This window comes from Pseudoalteromonas sp. G4 (genome assembly GCF_028875915.1).
Lineage (GTDB): Bacteria > Pseudomonadota > Gammaproteobacteria > Enterobacterales > Alteromonadaceae > Pseudoalteromonas.
On record NZ_JAPEHW010000028.1, the window covers coordinates 25710 to 43430 of the forward strand.

Sequence of the window (17721 nt, forward strand, 5' to 3'; positions counted from 1 at the left end):
GGCGCTAAGCGCCCTTTTCTTTTAAACCTAAAGCTGGTTACTTGCTTAAATCTAACATCAGTTTGTTTAAGCGAGATACAAAGCCCGCAGGGTCTTTTAAGCTACCTCGCTCAGCTAGTAATGCTTGATCGAGTAAAACATCAGCCCATTGTGCGAAATTATCTTCATTCTGAACATTGTTTAGGTGTTTCACTAATTGGTGCTCAGGGTTTAATTCAAATACAGGCTTAGTTTCTGGTGCTTGTTGACCGATTTGTTCCATCAGCTTTTGCATTTGCGAGCTCATGTCGTGTTCATCGGCAACAACACAGGCTGGTGAGTCAGTTAAACGGTGAGTAAAGCGCACTTCTTTTACTTTATCGCCTAATGCTGTTTTAACACGCTCAATTAAACCTTCTACTTCTTTTTCAGAAGCTTCTTGCTCTTTTTTGCTCTCTTCATCATCCAGATCACCAAGATCTAAATCACCACGAGTAATTGATGCAAGCTGTTTGCCGTCAAATTCTGTTAAGTGGCTCATCATCCATTCATCTACACGGTCAGAAAGCAGTAATACTTCAATACCTTTCTTACGGAAGATCTCAAGGTGTGGAGAGCTTTTCGCTGCTTGGAAGCTATCCGCTACTACATAGTAAATTTTATCCTGGCCTTCTTTCATACGTGCAATGTATTGCTCAAGCGATACATTTTGCGTTTCTAGGTCAGAATCAGTAGAAGCAAAGCGTAGTAACTTCGCAATTGCTTCTTTATTGGTCATATCTTCCGCTGGACCTTCTTTGATCACTTGGCCAAACTCATTCCAGAATGTTTGATATTCTTCTGGCTTGTTTTTACCCATACGGTCAAGCATTTTAAGCACGCGTGATGTACAACCTTTACGTATTGCTTGCGTTACTTTGTTATCTTGAAGAATTTCGCGCGATACGTTAAGTGGTAGATCATTTGAATCTAATAGACCTTTTACAAAACGTAAGTAGTTAGGCATAAACTGCTCAGCATCATCCATAATGAATACGCGTTGCACATACAGTTTTAAACCATGTTGACGGTCGCGGTTCCACATATCAAATGGTGCTTTTTTCGGGATATAAAGTAGGCTTGTGTACTCTGTTTTACCTTCTACTTTATTGTGTGCCCATGTTAGAGGCTCTTCCCAATCGTGACCAACGTGCTTGTAAAACTCTTTGTACTCTTCGTCAGAAATTTCTGACTTATCACGCGTCCAAAGTGCGGTTGCTTTGTTAATTGCTTGCCACTCACCTGGTGTTGCTGGAATTTTTTCGCCATCAGGACCTTCTGACTCTTCTGTTGGCGCTTGATACATTTCGACAGGAATTGAAACGTGATCTGAGTATTTAGTAACGATTGAACGTAAACGGTACTCTTCAAGGAATTCTTTTTCATCGTCACGTAGGTGAAGAATAATTTCAGTACCACGCTCAGCTTTTTCGATATCAGCAAGTGTATATTCACCTTCACCTTGCGAGTGCCATTCTGTCGCCTGCGTTTCACCAGCTTTGCGTGTGCGAACAGTCACACTGTCGGCAACAATAAATGCTGAATAAAAACCAACACCAAACTGACCGATTAATTGTGAGTCACGAGCTTGGTCACCTGTTAAATTTTGGAAAAACTCGGCAGTACCTGATTTTGCAATGGTACCTAAAGAGCTGATCACCTCATCACGCGTCATACCGATGCCGTTATCAGAAATCGTCACTGTGTTAGCGTCTTTGTCAGCACTAATGCGAACGCGTAATTCACCATTACCTTCGTAAAGGTCATTATTTTCTAGTGCTAAAAAACGTAACTTATCAGCAGCATCCGAGGCATTTGATACTAATTCGCGTAAAAAGATCTCTTTATTTGAATAAAGAGAGTGGATCATAAGCTGTAGAAGTTGCTTTACTTCTGTTTGAAAACCGAATGTTTCTTTTTGGGCAGACATTGATAACTCCGTCAAAATCTTCGTTTTTAACCAATATGCAAACTTATATAAGGTTGAGAATTTAGATTTCAAGGGAAAAAATTTAATTCTCACCGTATTGCTGAATTTAGCATCAAACAGACGTGGAGTTGTTTAAAATGGTTCCTATTCTCGCTACAATCATTGGCTATTACATATTGATAAAATAACAATAATGACAATCGCTATTCGTACCATCGGCTTTTTATTAATTTTGTGCGGTACCGCGTTTATCTATTCAGCGATTCATGACCGCAATGTTCAATTAACGCATTTTGATTTTTTAAGTAGCCATCAAATGCTCACTGTTAACAAAAAACCTGAGTTACCTGGTTGGCATTTTAATGCTTACCCCTACAGTCATTACCGGTATGGTTTTTCTAAAAAACAGGTTCACGAGGGTAATAAAAGCATTTTTATAATTAATAAATTACCCATTGATGAAGGTGGCGGTTCGATTCGCCAAACCATCAATGCTGCGGCTTATAATGATAAAAAAATTGAGTTTTCAGGTTATTTTAAAGCGCAAAACTTAACAGGTGAGGTCTTATTCGACTTAGATATCTTTAATGAAAATGACGACGTTATCAGACGAGCTGAAATTAGTTTTAATACCAGTGAATATAATAAGGGTTGGCAGCGCTTTTCGATTATTGCGCTAATCCCTGATAATGCATCTGTGATCAGCTACTCTGCTAACTTACTTGGTTCTGGTCAAGTATGGTTTGATGATTTCAACTTTAGTAGTGCACCTGTTGACGCAAAAGATTCTACTGTAGTATATCAAACTCAAGCTCCTAACAGAGAAGCCGAAGGCCCAGAGCGAACCAAATACCTTAATATTGTTGGTTATAACACAGAACCATTTGGACAATTACCCATTGGTGAACACACTTCCAATATTCAACAGTGGTGGATAAGCGATGACCTAAAAGGCGAGTATGCTTTACGCCAAGATGGCAATGCATTACTGCTTGAAAGTTTAATAAACGAACCTGAATTTGGTGTTGTTTTAAAACGTTTTCGTTTTAAAGATAGTGATGTAAAAGCAATCAAATTTAGTGCTCAAATAAAACATCAATTTGTTAAATCAACCGCCAGTATTTGGATGCGTATTGAAGATAAGAACACCGATGTATTGGCATTTGATAATCAACGTTTTAGTAGTGAAGGAGGCAGTTCTGATTGGCAAGATGTTGAAGTAATACTGCCATTCGATGAAACTGCCGAAATTGTTTCCTTTGGCACATTACTTATCAGTAAAGGTAAGATGTGGATTAGAAACCCCAATATCGAACTACTTTATGAAGAAGTTGACACAAATAAGCATCTTTTAGAAAAACCAACAAACCTTAACTTCGAATAATTGGCTCAGTTAATAACTTAGTGTATGTTATAGCAAATTTGGAAAATACAAACTCCGTATGAAATTAACCTCTGGCGTTAGCCAACTTGTTGAAGCATTAAGATGCTTACCGGGCATCGGGCCAAAATCTGCACAACGCATTGCCTTTCACTTGTTAGAACACGATCGTGATGGCGGTCGACAATTAGGTCAAAGCCTTACCTTTGCAATGGAAAACGTTGGCCATTGCAAAAGCTGCCGTACTTTTTGTGAAGCCGAACAATGCGATATTTGTTTAAGCCCAAAACGCCAAGATTCAGGGCTAATGTGTGTTGTGGAATCACCAACAGATATCCTTGCTATTGAACAAACAGGTCAATTTCAAGGCCGATACTTTGTTTTAATGGGGCATTTATCTCCTCTTGATGGAATTGGCCCTATGGAGCTTGGCCTTGATATTTTTGAGCAACAGCTTAAATCCGGCACCATCGAAGAAGTAATTTTAGCCACTAACCCTACTGTTGAGGGTGAAACAACAGCCCATTACATTGCCGATATCTGTGCTAAACACACTGTGAATGCATCCCGTATTGCACACGGTGTACCTGTAGGTGGAGAACTTGATTTAGTTGATGGTATGACTTTATCGCATGCCTTCTCAGGCAGAAAAAAAGTTAACTAAATTTGCCACAAAAAAGCCCATAGCGACAAACGTTATGGGCTTTTTTAAAAAGGTTACATAAGCTATTAATTTAACATTTTCGACGCAATACGCTGCTCAGCCACATAACAAATCAGTTTTACAATTGCACCGTAATAAAAAGTCAAAATTGACACCGCAAATGCCGGCCCTATCACACTACTAAATTCTTCCGCTCGAATATTTGATGCCATCGCAACCCAACCAATAAGCGTTGTAATACCACCACACCAAATCGCCGTATTGCCCAGCACTGAAAAAACCCGTCTAGATTGAATAAGTTCTTCTTCACAGAATTCGCCTTTTTCGCTTACAACACAGCCAAAAGCAAAGAGAAAATCTTGCCAAGAGGTGGCGGCAATAGCAAAGAAAATGGCCGGTGGAAACACCAGCATGGCTGATGGTACATCAATAAACGCGTAAACATCCGCTCCCATCGCCATGCCAAATACCATCATGGATAGAAATACTACTAAGCTCAGAATAAACATAATTAACCCTCGTTGTGTTGTCGGCATAAAACGGTATGCAAGATTCAGCGCTTGCTGCCAATACCAGTATTGAAGAACAATACTTGCCTGCCCTTGTTGTTGTTTTAATAAATACGTTTCTTCAAGATCGCCAATCACTGCATCAACCAGTGATTCTGGCAGTGACCATGCTAATAATTTGTTCGCAAGCGCTTTTGAAAGCGCCTCATCTTCTGGTTGTTTTAATGGAGCTGAATTATGCATAAAGCGCCTTTTGCTTTAGCTGGATACCCTGCCAAAGTGTTTCTAACGCATTTTTAGAGCGGTTTAATGCTTGTTTTCCCTGCCCTGATACGGCATAGAATTTTTTGGCACGACCGCCGCGTTTAGCTATTGCTTCTCCCTGCGAGCTGGTTAACAACCCTTTTTTCTCGAGTCGCTCTAATGTGGTATAAAGCGCCCCCACGCTCACATCGCGTCCAATAGCATCGATTAATAATTCACGAATTGAAACACCATAGGCATTGTCAGCTAATTTTAAAATGGCGAGCATTACCATTTGTTCAAACTCGCCCAAATATTTTTCTTGCATAATGATACTAATGAATATTTTTATCACAATGTAGAATAAATAAATTGATGCGTCCAATTAATTCTACAATGTAGTATTAATATACGAAAAAAGCGTGATACAACTTAATAAACATGAGGTGAGTTGTTACATTAAATAAAAATATAAATTCAGTAAGTTAAGAAATTTGGGAAGAAACGAAGCCAAATATTGTTAATACTGTTTGGCTTCGTTTGATGAAATATTTAGATTATTTTTGACTTAAAATGTTTTGCAGCTCAACTATCTGATTTGGTGTTAATTCGCTTGACTCAAGTAAATGCTTAATTGCTTTGAACGCACCATCACCTTCTTCACCTTCAAATTTAAACTTAAATACTTGGGCATGTTTAGTGCCATCACTCATTACAAACACATTATTGCCTTCGGATGTTGAAAATTCTGCATCTGAATGAATTTCGATATGCTTTTCAACATCTGAATCACCCGTTTTAAAGGCAAAGACTTTTACGCCATCATCACTGTGTTCAACATTTAAGTTTTTAACAATTTTACGGATTTTTTCTTGCTTTTCAGGTGATAAATCAGCAATTGCCTTTTCAATTTCTTCTTCACTTGGCTTACCGTCAAATACCAATTTGATTGGCGCGTGTTCTCCATCAGCAGAAACAAGTTCTACGTCTGTTTTCATTTCTACCACTTTTACTTTCTTTTCTTGTTCGCCAGCAATCGCACTCGTACCTGCAAAGGTTAATGTCGCAATAACAGGTAATAGTAGTGTTTTTTTCAGTAACATAATGAATTCCTTATTCTATGGTTGTGTTAATTCGTTACAGCCAATCCTATTGGAAATACCATGCCAATTTTTAATGCATTGATTTTATTGTAATTTATAAAAATTCATTATGAGGCATCTTGAAATAGATACTGATATGCGGTTACTAATCTCCTGATATCGGGATATATCAACTTGGAAACGATTTACTTCTTCTATTACTTTTTTGTCTTTTAAAAATTATCAGCTAATTTTCAATGTGTTATAACAGCTTAAATGAATGCAAGTATTATGGTACAAAGTTTGTAATGTAGATTGTTACGCTTTTAACCTAAGGAATGGCTTTTTGAGTATTCGTAAACTATTAATCATTACGTTGGTGTTTCTGTTTGCAAGTGTCGCATTAGTGCAAACGGCTCTGACGATTTATTTTAAACAACAAATTGAAAATGAAATTGTTGATAAAAGTGAACGCTTAACAGAAAAAATATTAACCTCCACAAAAGATAAAGTACGCAAAAAATTAATTGAAATTGCACCTAACGATGGTAGCAACAAAGAAGTTAAATTTGAATTTCATATAAGCGCCGAAAATGATAGTCATGGGTCAAGTGGATCTGAGTCATCAGACGGCAACACTACCGTTGTAAAACGACAAATAGTGCTCGATTCAGATAACGAGCGCAGTATTGAAATTTTTAGCAAAAATGCTGAGCAAATCGAAGCGGTGTTTATGGCGGTTGATAATCTCGATAATATGCAGTTACATCATCAAATATCAACCGAATACCTGACAGACAGTTCTAGCTTTGAGCGTTTTACCCATTTGATTCTCTGGAGCATTGCGATTTCATCGGCAATAGCTCTGTTATTGGCGCTTTGGCTTACCAATAAAATTACACAACCGATTAATCAATTAATCGGCGCCATGGATGAATTAGACAAAGATAAATTAGGTATTCAAATTCCACCAAAGGGTGTGACTGAATTAAAACGTTGTGCTCAACAATTTAACTCTATGAGCGCTAAACTTGCCAATTTTGCTAAAGAACAGCACAAAATGGAGCAGAAAAAACACTTAGCACAATTAGGTGAACTAAGCCGTGGCATTGCTCATGCACTTCGTAATCCTGTGCATACTCTTAATTTAACCATTGATCAGTATTTTAAAGCACCAGAGGAAAATCGCGCCAAACTTGAGCAAATTGCACATACCAAAATTGAGCATATCGACAAAAACATTAATGCTTTGCTTACCTTATCGAAAGGTAAAGTTGAGCGTACCGTGCAAGTACCTATTAATGCGGTACTTAATGACATCAAATTAGAGTTATTAAACGAAGCAACCCCGATCACGATTAATTGCGATAACCACCTTAAAATAACCGGGTTAGAAACGGAGATACGCAGCATTCTTCATACACTTCTTGTGAATGGCGTTGAAGCTGGCAAAAATAACAACGCAATTAAAGTAGACGTGTGTGAAAAAGAGTCTGAAATACATGTTGATGTTTTCGATAAGGGCAACGGGGTATGCGCTGAAATAAAGCCCCATTTATTTAGCCCGCACGTCAGTGATAAACCCGATGGTGCCGGCATTGGTCTTTACCTTGCCAAGCAAATCATTAATTTATATTACGGTGGTGATATTCTTCTCATAAATAGTGATGCGCATGGCAGTCACTTTCGCGCAATTTTTAAAAGAGAGCTGTAATGGAAAACGCACATATTTTATTGGTAGAAGATGATATTGCGCAAAATGAACTTATTGCGTCAATGCTTAGTGCTGAAGGCTTTATTGTTACGGCAACTTCTAGCGTAGAAGAAGCTATCGTCGCTTTAAAAGCTAATAGCCAAATTAGTTTAATCTTTAGTGATTGGAAGTTAGGTCAATTAAGCGGCCTTAATTTACTTGAATTTGCGCGCAGCAATAATTTTCCTGTTGGTATTGTGATTGCAACTTAATTTACTTGAATTTGCGCGCAGCAATAATTTTCCTGTTGGTATTGTGATTGCAACCGCTTATGGCTCCATCGATCACGCTGCTCTTGCAATTGAAAAAGGCGCCGATGACTACTTAGCTAAACCTTTTCAGCGCCAAGAATTGCTACTAGCACTGGCTAAAGCAAACAAAGCCAATCAACTTCGGTTAGCAAATCAAACGCTCAATAGCCAACTTAGCCAGCAAGATACCATGGTCGAGTTGATAGGTAGTGCGCCCTGTATGCAAAAGGTATTTCAGCGCATCGAAAAAGTCGCCTCCACCAGCGCAACCGTATTAATTAGTGGTGAAAGTGGCACAGGTAAAGAACTTGCCGCGCGCGCATTACATAAAATATCACCGCGCAAAGATTCCCCTTTTATAGCCATCAACTGCGGCGCCATTCCTGAGTCCATCGCAGAGGCAGAATTATTTGGTGCCAAAAAAGGTGCATTTACCGGAGCAAACCAAGACAAACTCGGTAAATTTGCCGCAGCAGATGGTGGTACGCTATTTCTAGATGAAGTTGCCGAGCTTAGCCCTCAATTACAAACAAAACTGCTACGTTTTTTACAAGAGGGTGTGATTACCCCGCTTGGTTGCCACGAGGAAGTTTCTGTTGATGTGCGTGTAATTGCAGCAAGCCATAAGCAACTGTTAGCACAAGTGGAAGAAGGCTTGTTTCGTGAAGATTTATATTACCGCTTAAACGTAGTGCCTATTCATATGCCTGCCCTTCGTGAGCGTACTGAGGATATTGGTAAATTGATTCATCACTTTAAAACTAAATTTTGCCAGCAGTATGGCAGTCAAGAACAGCAATTAAGTGCAACAACTTTAAAACAGTTACTCAGTTATTCATGGCCTGGTAATGTAAGGCAATTATCAAATTGTATTGAGCGCTATGCCCTTCTTGGTGATGAAAATGAGTTAATAGAAAGCCTTAACCACAATAGCCAATCACCTGCTCAAAGCGAGCAATTTGTGATCCCAGATGAGGGTATTGATTGGCATCAATTTGAACGCGATATATTACTGCAAGCTTGTAAACGTGCGGATAATAACAAAACCGCTGCAGCTAAATTATTAGGATTAAGCTACAAAGCCTTTTTGTATCGGCTCGAAAAACACCAAATATAGCCGTTTATCATTAAACTTCACTTACTGATCCGTTTTGCATTAAGCTAATTACAACATTAAGAAAAAGTTAGGAGTGACAATGAGCGGAACAACAATGGTGGTAATGATTGTGTTTTTCTCTGTGGGTTTTGGTGTACTTGCTGATATGTATAACAAACATATTAAGTTTAAAGAAAAAACACTAAAGCATAATCAAGCAAGTGACGCACAAACCGATGAGCTAAAACAACAAATAAACAAGCTAACTGAACGTGTACAAGTACTTGAAAAAATAGTGACTGATGAAGGTTATCAAGTAGCCAAAGAGATTAATAAACTATAAAAAAGCGCCAAGTATCCACTTGGCGCTTTTTATTTGTCTAAAAATTACTGGCTGATTTCCATTGATTCAATGGTACTCGTTGCAATGTCACTTTCTTTAAATAGTATTGGACGCAAACGGGTTGTCTCAGAGTAATGTTTAGTTTGGTCATCCATATGTGCTGAGTTGTCATTGCTCGATTGTGAATAGCTTAATAAACCACGTGCCTCGGGGCCGTCGTCTTTAAAGTTAACAACAAACATCCAGCTTGAACCATAATTCACATGGTAACCCACATCATTTGCGAGGCCTGACGCAAGAGTGCTATCGGTAGTTACCGATTTAGCTCGTGGGTATTGATGAATAGCATAAAGGGTATCGTCACTTTCTGCTGATGAGAAAATATTAAACCCACCCTCTACGTGCTTCGCCCCAGCCCATGGGTAAATAACCCCACTGCCTAGACCATTAGCTAGTGTTTTTTCAGCAAATTGAATTTCTGATAACGGCGCATCAAGTGCAATATTGGCTTTTTGTAAATCCGCAACGGCTTTGGCTAGCGACCATAGTGCCGAGCCATCAGTAATCAATGAGCTTGGTGTATTCGCCGGATCGGCTACATCAAACGGCACGGTAAGCTGCGCCTTTGCATTAAAGTTATATGCAAACTCACGTAAAATTTGGCCACCTTTACTGGTTAAATTAAAGCGCCCATCCCAATTTTTCAAAATTGTGCACGCCTTTGACACATCAACCGATACCGAGTCTGTGACCGCAATCGGATTTGCGCCATTTGCCTCACATTGAGCAATCAGTTCATTGCCAACTAATTCGTGTAAATAACTACGATTACTGAAAAGCGCCGACTCTACTTCCGCAGCATTAAAGAGTGCATCTTCACCTCGGCTGTCTGTTAACATTTTTAAGCTCATACGCGTACGCAATGACAGAGGCGACAAATCATCCCCATACAAAATAGAATAACCTGACAAAGGCTCTGCTGGATTAGTTGCCCAATAAGAATCGTTAGAATTTTGAATATAATCACTACGCAATAGTTTTGGCGCTTGTTCATAGCTATTTAAGCCATTGGCTTCAAATAGCGCGGTATTGCCTGGGAGCACATCAAAACCCAGCATATTACGTGTTGCCACTAATGTTGGCTCTGTACGCATGATTGAAAGCGCGGTGTCATTCAAATTAAGTACGTTGCTTTTATCGATGTAAAAGGCATTACCGGCATTATCAGCATACATAGTATTAACCCAAGGAATACCGTTGTAGTCTTTGAATGCTTGTTGAAATTCATCCAAATTAGTTGCTAAGTTAAGCGCCAACCAATGGTCGATTAAATCCATATTAAACTCACTCGCGTCTTTTAATGTAAACGCGTGTTTGTCATCCCAAGGGAATAATGGAATTGTCGGCGGGGTTTCTATCATTAACCCATGGTGGCTATAGTAATAATCTTTTGCCAAGTACATGGTAGAACCCGGCGCTATCATCACTTCAACTAAATAAGTTTGTTTTGAAATATCTTTGGTTTCGCCATCAACCACATATTGCATCGGATTATTTTCAGCAAGGTCTAAACGGTAAGTAACAAAACGGCGTGACTTAGATACCGTATGAGTCCAACCAAGGTGCTGATTGAAACCGATGTTGACAATACCCGGCATCCCTTGCAAACCAGCGCCCATTACATCCATATGGCCTGGAATGGTTAAATGCGATTGCCAAAAACGCAGGTGACCGGTAAATGGAAAATGTGGATTAGCGAGTAAAATTCCTTTGCCATTGTCGCTTGCATCTTTACCAATTGCCCAGGCATTTGAGCCTAAATCGCCCAAATCTAAATCGGGGGCACTGGCTTGGAATGACATCGAAAAAGGTTTTTCACTGCCTTCTAAACGAGGAAAACGCGGCAAATACTCATCACCCATCGCTGGATTTGCGTAAAATGACGTATCTAAAAAGCGTAGGCCACTAGCAAGTTGCGAGGTTGAGAACATGTATGCAACAAGCTGCTCTTTTTCGATAGGTTTAAGCCATGGTGCTGCACCACAGTGAGGGTCGCGCTCTGCAACTGGCGTTTCTGCTAGATATTTATTGTAACCTGCCACATAACCTTCAACGAGTGCACGTGAACGCTCGCTCATTTCATCGTAGCGTGCTGTTGCCTGCTCCATTACTCGCAATGCTTTATGGCCGAAATCGGAAATAATATTTGCGCTATCACCAGAGCCAGGCACTTTATCTGGGCCAAAGTATTTAGAGCGCTCGGAACTTACTTTGACAATTTGATCTGCCAAAATACACATATTATCTTTGGCATACGCATAACCTGAGCCAAACGCTAAGCTTTGTAAGTTATCTGCAGTGATATGCGGCACACCGTAATCTGTCCAGCGGATTGAGGCAGATAAGGTGCCATCAGGATCAAAAGCATGTAATACGGACGGTTGCTCGGGCTCGGGAGTAATAGGTTCAACCTCGTAGTCAACACCACAGGCGGTTAAACCTAATATTGAGCTCGCAATAAGGGCGAGTTTTAATTTCATAATTATTCCAATTTATTATTTGAGTTCCATGCTGTGTGAAAGACACACTAAGACCATCCTAGCAAGGCAACACAAGATCCATAAATATGAAATAATTCTAATTAGTGTAATTACTATAAGTTATTGAAATAAATACTCTAATTTACCGATAATCGATACACCATAGCTTTTAAGTTAGCACCATCCTGCTCTTCAAAGCGCGGCGCGGCTGGTAACCGCTCGACCAGTGATAGCTTACCTTCGGTGGCGAGTGCTATCATTTCAATAAACATGCTTTCACTGACATCTGGGCTATTTGCACATAGCAACAACTGGGTGTCGTTATGACACAGATCCGGTAAACGGCGCAGTATTTTTTGATAATCTTTGGTCAGCACAAAACTCCCTTTTTGAAAGCTAGGCGGATCGACCACTATCACATCAAATGGCGCAGCTTTTTTTAATTTACCAAAGGACTTCAAAATATCGTGAGGTAAATAACTTATATTTTCAGCCACATTGTTTAAACGATGATTATCAGCACCGGTTCTTAACACAGACTTATTCATATCCATATTAATGACTTGATGCGCGCCCCCTAATTTAGCAATCACTGAAAATGCACAGGTATAGGAAAACAAGTTAAGTACTTTTGCATCTCTACTGTTGTTTTTAACAAATGCACGCCCTTCACGCATATCGGGGAAAATCCCAGTATTTTGCGTTTTTGTCAGTTGCACCCAATAGCTCGCACCAAGCTCATTAACTTCAAACCGCTCAGGTACTTCACCAAATGGCACAGAGACCTGTGTATCGCGACCAGCCCGATATTGAAACACTAAGCCACTTGCATTAAAGCCAGCTTGTTGCTGTGCTTGCCAAACGGCATGTGTTAACTCAGTTTGCGCATCATCTTCAATGGGGTTATAACAGGCTAAAAATAAATATGGTGGATACCAATCCAAATTAATGAAGTTGGTATCACCTTGGCTATCGCCACGACCGTGATAGACACGACACACTTCATCGCTAAATGGCGCGCCCTTTGCAATGGCAGCCAGTAAATGGGTTAAATCAATTTTAGGCATTAATCAGTTCTTGATGTAATTGTTGGATTTCGTCACGTACTTTTGCTGCCTTTTCAAATTCAAGGTCGCGTGCAAACGCCAGCATGTCAGATTCCAATTGTTTAATTTTCTTATTAATTTCATCCGCAGATAAAATTTCTTTGTGAGCCACCGTACGCGATTTGGGAGGCTTAGCGTCTTTGGCATCAACTTGCTCACCGACATCCATAATGTCGGTGATTTTCTTATTCAGTGCTTGTGGCGTAATGCCATTATCAAGGTTGTACTGATGCTGAATGCTGCGGCGACGTTCGGTTTCATCAATCGCTCGTTTCATTGAATCAGTGATACGATCAGCATATAAAATAGCCCGGCCATTAATGTGACGCGCAGCGCGACCAATAGTCTGAATAAGCGATCGTGTTGAGCGTAAGAAACCTTCCTTGTCGGCATCTAAAATAGCAACAAGTGACACTTCAGGCATATCTAAGCCTTCACGAAGCAAGTTAATTCCGACCAGTACATCAAATACGCCAGCGCGTAAATCGCGAATAATTTCAACACGTTCAACGGTATCAATGTCTGAATGCAGATAACGTACTTTGACATCGTGATCGTTTAAGTAATCAGATAGGTCTTCCGCCATGCGTTTGGTTAGGGTTGTTACCAGCACACGCTCATTAAGTTCCACTCGTTTGTATATCTCGGAGAGTAAATCATCAACTTGTGTGGCTACAGGGCGAATTTCAAGTTCAGGGTCAAGTAAACCTGTTGGACGAATAACTTGCTCGGCCACTTCGTTATTAGAGCGCTCTAATTCGTAATCGCCTGGGGTCGCTGATACATAAATGGTTTGCGGTGAAATCGCTTCAAATTCTTCAAACTTTAATGGACGGTTATCTAGCGCTGATGGCAAACGGAAACCATATTCAACCAAGTTTTCTTTTCGGCTGCGATCGCCACGATACATCGCACCTACTTGCGATACTGTAACGTGCGATTCATCAATGATCATTAAGGCTTCATCAGGTAAATAATCAAGCAAGGTCGGTGGTGGCTCGCCAGGTGCTCTTCCCGATAAATAACGCGAGTAGTTTTCAATGCCAGAGCAATAGCCCAGCTCACTCATCATTTCAATATCGTATTGGGTGCGCTGGGCAACCCTTTGCTCTTCAACTAAACGGTTATTATCAAGCAGCTGTTTACGGCGAATTTTCAACTCTTCTTTAATATTGTCAATTGCCGCTAAAATTTTCTCGCGTGGCGTTACATAGTGGGTTTTTGGGTAAATTGTGGCACGGATAATGTGCCTTTCCACTGCACCTGTGAGCGGATCAAAAATACTGATACGGTCCACTTCATCGTCAAACATTTCAACCCGAATTGCCATGGTTTCTGATTCAGCAGGGAAAATATCAATGACTTCACCACGCACACGATACGTACCGCGTTGAAAGTCGATATCATTGCGCGTGTATTGCAATTCAGCGAGCCTGCGCAGTAAGTCGCGCTGATCAACCGTATCGCCCTGTTTAATCAGCAACATCATTTTTAGATAAGAGTCAGGATCGCCTAAACCATAAATGGCAGACACTGACGCAACGATAATAACGTCTTTGCGCTCTAATAAAGCCTTAGTGGCTGATAAACGCATTTGCTCTATGTGGTCGTTAATTGAAGCGTCTTTTTCGATAAAAGTATCACTTGCAACCACATAGGCTTCAGGTTGGTAATAATCGTAGTAAGAAACAAAATACTCTACCGCATTATCAGGAAAGAACTCTTTCATTTCACCATAAAGCTGAGCTGCAAGCGTTTTGTTATGTGCCAAAATAATGGTTGGGCGATTTAGCTCTGCGATAACATTGGCCATGGTAAAGGTTTTACCTGTACCCGTTGCGCCCAACAAGGTTTGGTGGGCAAGGCCCGCTTCTAAACCATCCACTAATTGTGTGATAGCAGTTGGTTGATCACCACTGGGTTTAAAAGGCGATACTAATTTAAAATCAGTTACTCCATCTTTACTCATAGTGTCTCCTAAGCCGTTTGTGATGAAATATTACTTTGGCACTGTGTAATTTGTTTTTTAAACCAGTTATAGGACACCAGAGCCGTGCATAAATTACCAATCAGTGCACCGATAAAGAGCCCTTTTAAATCGCCGATTAAACTGCCTACATAAGCAAAGGGTAAATAAAATACAAATAAGCGAACAATACTTAATACCAGTGCATGCATTGGCTTATGCAATGCATTTAAAGAAGAATTAGTTAGGATAATGATACCTTGTAAGCCATAACCCAGCGGTAAAATATAAATAAACAGCTTAATCACATCGATAACATTTTGCTCTTTAGCAAAAATATGGCCGATTACACCACTGAGTGCGATAAGCACCAAATAAATGATAAATTGCCATACGAGGACAAACTTCAGGCTGATCAAATACGCCTGTTCTACGCGATCATAGCGATTGGCACCAAAGTTCTGACTAATAAAAGGCGGTAAGGTCATTGAGAGTGCTAGTACAACAATACTAGCAATTGATTCTATACGACTGCCAACCCCAAACGCTGCGACAGCATGTGCTCCATATGTTGCAACTATCGCGGTCATAATTGCCATCGCAATGGGCGTGAGCATATTTGCACTGGCTGCAGGAACACCAATTTTAAGCATTTTCATGGTGGCAGACATAAAGCTTTGTTGGCACTTTTCCCAAGCCACCAATTTGCGTTTAATAATAAGTAAATAAAGTATAAATGCCACACCAAATGACCAAGCGATTACACTTGCAATTGCGGCCCCCTGAATACCAAGGGCAGGTACTGGGCCAAAGCCGAAAATTAAAATTGGGTCGAGAATGGCATTTATTACTCCGGCTCCCCCCATAATGATGCTCGGTGTTTTTGTATCACCGCTGGCACGTAAAACGGCATTGCCGATCATAGGGGTAATTAATAGTGCACTACCAACAAACCACACAGCCATATAATCATGGATATAAACTAACAGATCAGGTGTTGCACCCAGCAAAGTAAAAATTGGATTAATTAAGAGATAACCAATAAATGAAGTAATAAGTACCAATAAAGCTGAGACAATTAATGCCACTGCGCCATCAAAGCGTGCCTCTGCTTTATTATTAGCACCAAGTGCCTTTGCAATAATCGCTGATGTTGCAATGCTTAAGCCTATCGCCAAACTAATTACGGTAAAAGTCACTGGAAAGGTGAAACTAATCGCAGCGAGTTGGTCTGTGCCTAACATACTGACAAAAAAAGTATCGACGATATTAAAAAGCATTAATGTGATCATGCCGAAGATCATCGGGACTGTCATTTTCACAAGCGTTTTATCGATAGGCGCTTCAAGAAGCGATGCGGTACTGTTTTCTTTTTGCGATTTAGATTGTTGCATGAGAACCCTTATTTAAGCACGGCAACATTCTAATGAAATGAACGCGTTGATACCATCTCAATTTGATATTTTGAATAAGCAAAAATACCATGTAAATAAAAAGTAAACATACAAGCCATTTGGTTTACAACTTTTACAAAGAAATATGACGGAATTGCAATAGATACTCAGTTAGTAACAGCTAACAACATGGCGTCAGACTAGTTTTTGCACAACAACTTGAACAATAAATATACCGCAACAAGATTTCGAACGTTTCTTAACCAAAAAGAACCAACTTAAATAAGGTATTGATTTTTATATGGAATATTTTTTTACTTAAAACTATTGCATTTCTCTTACGGCCGAGAAATAAAGGGCTCGAATATGTTCTCAAAGTTTCATAAACAGAGTTATCCACAGATTTAGTGGATAACTAAATACAGCCCTTTATTAATAAGCGGTTGTAAATTTTTATAATGAAATTACAAAAGTTAATTTTAGAATATTTAGTGAATAAAATTTAATGTTGATACTTTTTCATTAGCACATATTTATGCCAAATATTTTGTTGTCAGTCGCAATTATCGAGCACTAAAAGTATGGCTTTAACGGTTTTTTTAATTACACTTGCTAGCGCGGTGTAACTCCAAATGCATAGCAATTTGAGTCTTCAGACAAGGGACTGTTGATCTTTGCTGTTCTATTTTTGCTCTGTTTGAGCATGCATTTATCGCAACACTCGATGAGTGGCCTAGCAATATAAGCGAATATCGAGCAAAGCTTCCGCGTCCAACTCACGCCCCTTACCTAGTTCCGTGTTAGGCAACAATGAGAAAACTGCGTTCAAAAGAACCGTTCGGCAGCGCTTGATTGGGTTTTCTACTGTGTTGGCGGCTGACTTAAATAGAATAACTATGCCACGCAGCCTCTGCCTTGTATAAAACCCAATAAAACTGCTGCAAAAACGAACTTGAAAGGTAAACAGACCCTAAAATGTGGCTATTACTTATATAATGAAGGTGTTTTTTTAAGTGACGAGATCAGGTTTGCTTGCATTAAAAACGTTATTGGCTGCTGGATTAATTGAAAGTGGCATTAATTAAAACTTTAAATCTATAAACACACTTTAATTAAAAACAAAATATAACCGTTAAAAAATTAAATTTGTGTAATTTAAGTTATCTTTCCTTATGAAAATGAGTATTCCCCACTCTACACTGCCATATTAAACATTTTCTTCTGGCCAAATAACCCACAGAAAAGTCAAAAAACTAGCAAGTTGAACAACAAATACGCATTCAAACCACTTTTTTAACTTTCTTAAATAATAGTTGTTGACACTTCCTCATGCTGTCATTAATATTTCGCCCCGTTGAGAAGGCCATTCCCCCTTAGCTCAGTTGGTTAGAGCGACGGACTGTTAATCCGCAGGTCCCCCGTTCGAGTCGGGGAGGGGGAGCCAA

At 39.7% G+C, this 17721-nt stretch carries 14 protein-coding genes and 1 tRNA gene; 7 read left to right on the forward strand and 8 right to left on the reverse strand.

What is annotated here, in order from left to right:
- Positions 1-37 precede the first annotated feature (37 nt).
- Positions 38-1948, reverse strand: a complete 1911-nt coding sequence (htpG, locus tag ON073_RS10140) for a molecular chaperone HtpG (RefSeq protein ID WP_274761775.1) — start codon at positions 1946-1948, stop codon at positions 38-40.
- A gap of 193 nt (positions 1949-2141) precedes the next feature.
- On the opposite strand from htpG, the gene ON073_RS10145 reads away from it, so the two are divergent.
- Positions 2142-3332, forward strand: a complete 1191-nt coding sequence (locus ON073_RS10145) for a hypothetical protein (protein ID WP_274761777.1) — start codon at positions 2142-2144, stop codon at positions 3330-3332.
- A 58-nt stretch (positions 3333-3390) separates the two neighbouring features.
- Positions 3391-3993, forward strand: a complete 603-nt coding sequence (gene recR, locus ON073_RS10150; protein WP_274761778.1) for a recombination mediator RecR — start codon at positions 3391-3393, stop codon at positions 3991-3993.
- A 65-nt stretch (positions 3994-4058) separates the two neighbouring features.
- On the opposite strand, the gene ON073_RS10155 is transcribed toward recR, so the two are convergent.
- The 3 genes from ON073_RS10155 to ON073_RS10165 all read right to left on the reverse strand — a co-directional run bounded on the left by ON073_RS10155 (position 4059) and on the right by ON073_RS10165 (position 5848).
- Positions 4059-4745, reverse strand: a complete 687-nt coding sequence (locus tag ON073_RS10155) for a hypothetical protein (RefSeq protein ID WP_274761779.1) — start codon at positions 4743-4745, stop codon at positions 4059-4061.
- Positions 4738-5073 (reverse strand): PadR family transcriptional regulator, encoded by a 336-nt coding sequence (locus ON073_RS10160; RefSeq protein ID WP_274761780.1) that lies wholly within the window; start codon positions 5071-5073, stop codon positions 4738-4740. Before ON073_RS10160 ends, ON073_RS10155 begins: the two co-directional genes overlap by 8 nt.
- A 229-nt stretch (positions 5074-5302) precedes the next feature.
- Positions 5303-5848 carry a hypothetical protein gene (locus ON073_RS10165; protein ID WP_274761781.1) on the reverse strand — a complete coding sequence of 182 codons (546 nt, stop codon included), beginning with the start codon at positions 5846-5848 and terminating at the stop codon, positions 5303-5305.
- Positions 5849-6173: 325 nt separating this feature from the next.
- Between ON073_RS10165 and ON073_RS10170 the strand changes: the two genes are divergently transcribed.
- The 4 genes from ON073_RS10170 (at position 6174) to ON073_RS10180 (ending at position 9270) form a co-directional block, all read left to right on the forward strand.
- Complete coding sequence (locus tag ON073_RS10170; RefSeq protein ID WP_274761783.1) at positions 6174-7541, forward strand: HAMP domain-containing sensor histidine kinase; 1368 nt, start codon at positions 6174-6176, stop codon at positions 7539-7541.
- Complete coding sequence (locus tag ON073_RS20585; RefSeq protein WP_446728523.1) at positions 7541-7792, forward strand: response regulator transcription factor; 252 nt, start codon at positions 7541-7543, stop codon at positions 7790-7792. Before ON073_RS10170 ends, ON073_RS20585 begins: the two co-directional genes overlap by 1 nt.
- Before the next feature lie 259 nt (positions 7793-8051).
- Positions 8052-8948, forward strand: a complete 897-nt coding sequence (locus ON073_RS20590) for a sigma-54 interaction domain-containing protein (RefSeq protein ID WP_446728524.1) — start codon at positions 8052-8054, stop codon at positions 8946-8948.
- A gap of 79 nt (positions 8949-9027) precedes the next feature.
- Positions 9028-9270, forward strand: coding sequence for a hypothetical protein (locus ON073_RS10180; protein WP_038642059.1), 243 nt, complete (start codon positions 9028-9030; stop codon positions 9268-9270).
- Positions 9271-9314: 44 nt separating this feature from the next.
- Here ON073_RS10180 and ON073_RS10185 read toward each other — a convergent pair whose 3' ends face one another.
- From ON073_RS10185 to ON073_RS10200, 4 genes are all read right to left on the reverse strand, one after another.
- On the reverse strand, positions 9315-11810 hold the full coding sequence (locus ON073_RS10185) for an acylase (protein ID WP_274761785.1): 2496 nt from the start codon (positions 11808-11810) through the stop codon (positions 9315-9317).
- A gap of 137 nt (positions 11811-11947) precedes the next feature.
- Entirely contained in the window at positions 11948-12877 is a 930-nt protein-coding gene (locus ON073_RS10190; RefSeq protein WP_274761786.1) for a class I SAM-dependent methyltransferase, read from the reverse strand.
- Positions 12870-14885: an excinuclease ABC subunit UvrB gene (gene uvrB, locus ON073_RS10195; RefSeq protein ID WP_274761787.1), complete on the reverse strand. Its 2016-nt coding sequence runs from the start codon at positions 14883-14885 to the stop codon at positions 12870-12872. Before uvrB ends, ON073_RS10190 begins: the two co-directional genes overlap by 8 nt.
- A gap of 8 nt (positions 14886-14893) precedes the next feature.
- Positions 14894-16276, reverse strand: coding sequence for an MATE family efflux transporter (locus ON073_RS10200; protein WP_274761788.1), 1383 nt, complete (start codon positions 16274-16276; stop codon positions 14894-14896).
- Between the two features lie 1367 nt (positions 16277-17643).
- Here ON073_RS10200 and ON073_RS10205 point away from each other — a divergent pair.
- Positions 17644-17720 (forward strand) — tRNA-Asn (locus ON073_RS10205).
- Position 17721: the final 1 nt, after the last annotated feature.

What these genes read in the sequence shown, in the direction of transcription:
- ON073_RS20590 (WP_446728524.1), top strand. Translation starts at nt 8,052, where the DNA reads ATGCAAAAGGTATTTCAGCGCATCGAAAAAGTCGCCTCCACCAGCGCA.
- htpG (WP_274761775.1), bottom strand. Translation starts at nt 1,948, where the DNA reads ATGTCTGCCCAAAAAGAAACATTCGGTTTTCAAACAGAAGTAAAGCAA.
- ON073_RS20585 (WP_446728523.1), top strand. Translation starts at nt 7,541, where the DNA reads ATGGAAAACGCACATATTTTATTGGTAGAAGATGATATTGCGCAAAAT.
- ON073_RS10155 (WP_274761779.1), bottom strand. Translation starts at nt 4,745, where the DNA reads ATGCATAATTCAGCTCCATTAAAACAACCAGAAGATGAGGCGCTTTCA.
- uvrB (WP_274761787.1), bottom strand. Translation starts at nt 14,885, where the DNA reads ATGAGTAAAGATGGAGTAACTGATTTTAAATTAGTATCGCCTTTTAAA.
- ON073_RS10145 (WP_274761777.1), top strand. Translation starts at nt 2,142, where the DNA reads ATGACAATCGCTATTCGTACCATCGGCTTTTTATTAATTTTGTGCGGT.
- ON073_RS10185 (WP_274761785.1), bottom strand. Translation starts at nt 11,810, where the DNA reads ATGAAATTAAAACTCGCCCTTATTGCGAGCTCAATATTAGGTTTAACC.
- ON073_RS10200 (WP_274761788.1), bottom strand. Translation starts at nt 16,276, where the DNA reads ATGCAACAATCTAAATCGCAAAAAGAAAACAGTACCGCATCGCTTCTT.
- ON073_RS10160 (WP_274761780.1), bottom strand. Translation starts at nt 5,073, where the DNA reads ATGCAAGAAAAATATTTGGGCGAGTTTGAACAAATGGTAATGCTCGCC.
- ON073_RS10180 (WP_038642059.1), top strand. Translation starts at nt 9,028, where the DNA reads ATGAGCGGAACAACAATGGTGGTAATGATTGTGTTTTTCTCTGTGGGT.
- recR (WP_274761778.1), top strand. Translation starts at nt 3,391, where the DNA reads ATGAAATTAACCTCTGGCGTTAGCCAACTTGTTGAAGCATTAAGATGC.
- ON073_RS10190 (WP_274761786.1), bottom strand. Translation starts at nt 12,877, where the DNA reads ATGCCTAAAATTGATTTAACCCATTTACTGGCTGCCATTGCAAAGGGC.
- ON073_RS10165 (WP_274761781.1), bottom strand. Translation starts at nt 5,848, where the DNA reads ATGTTACTGAAAAAAACACTACTATTACCTGTTATTGCGACATTAACC.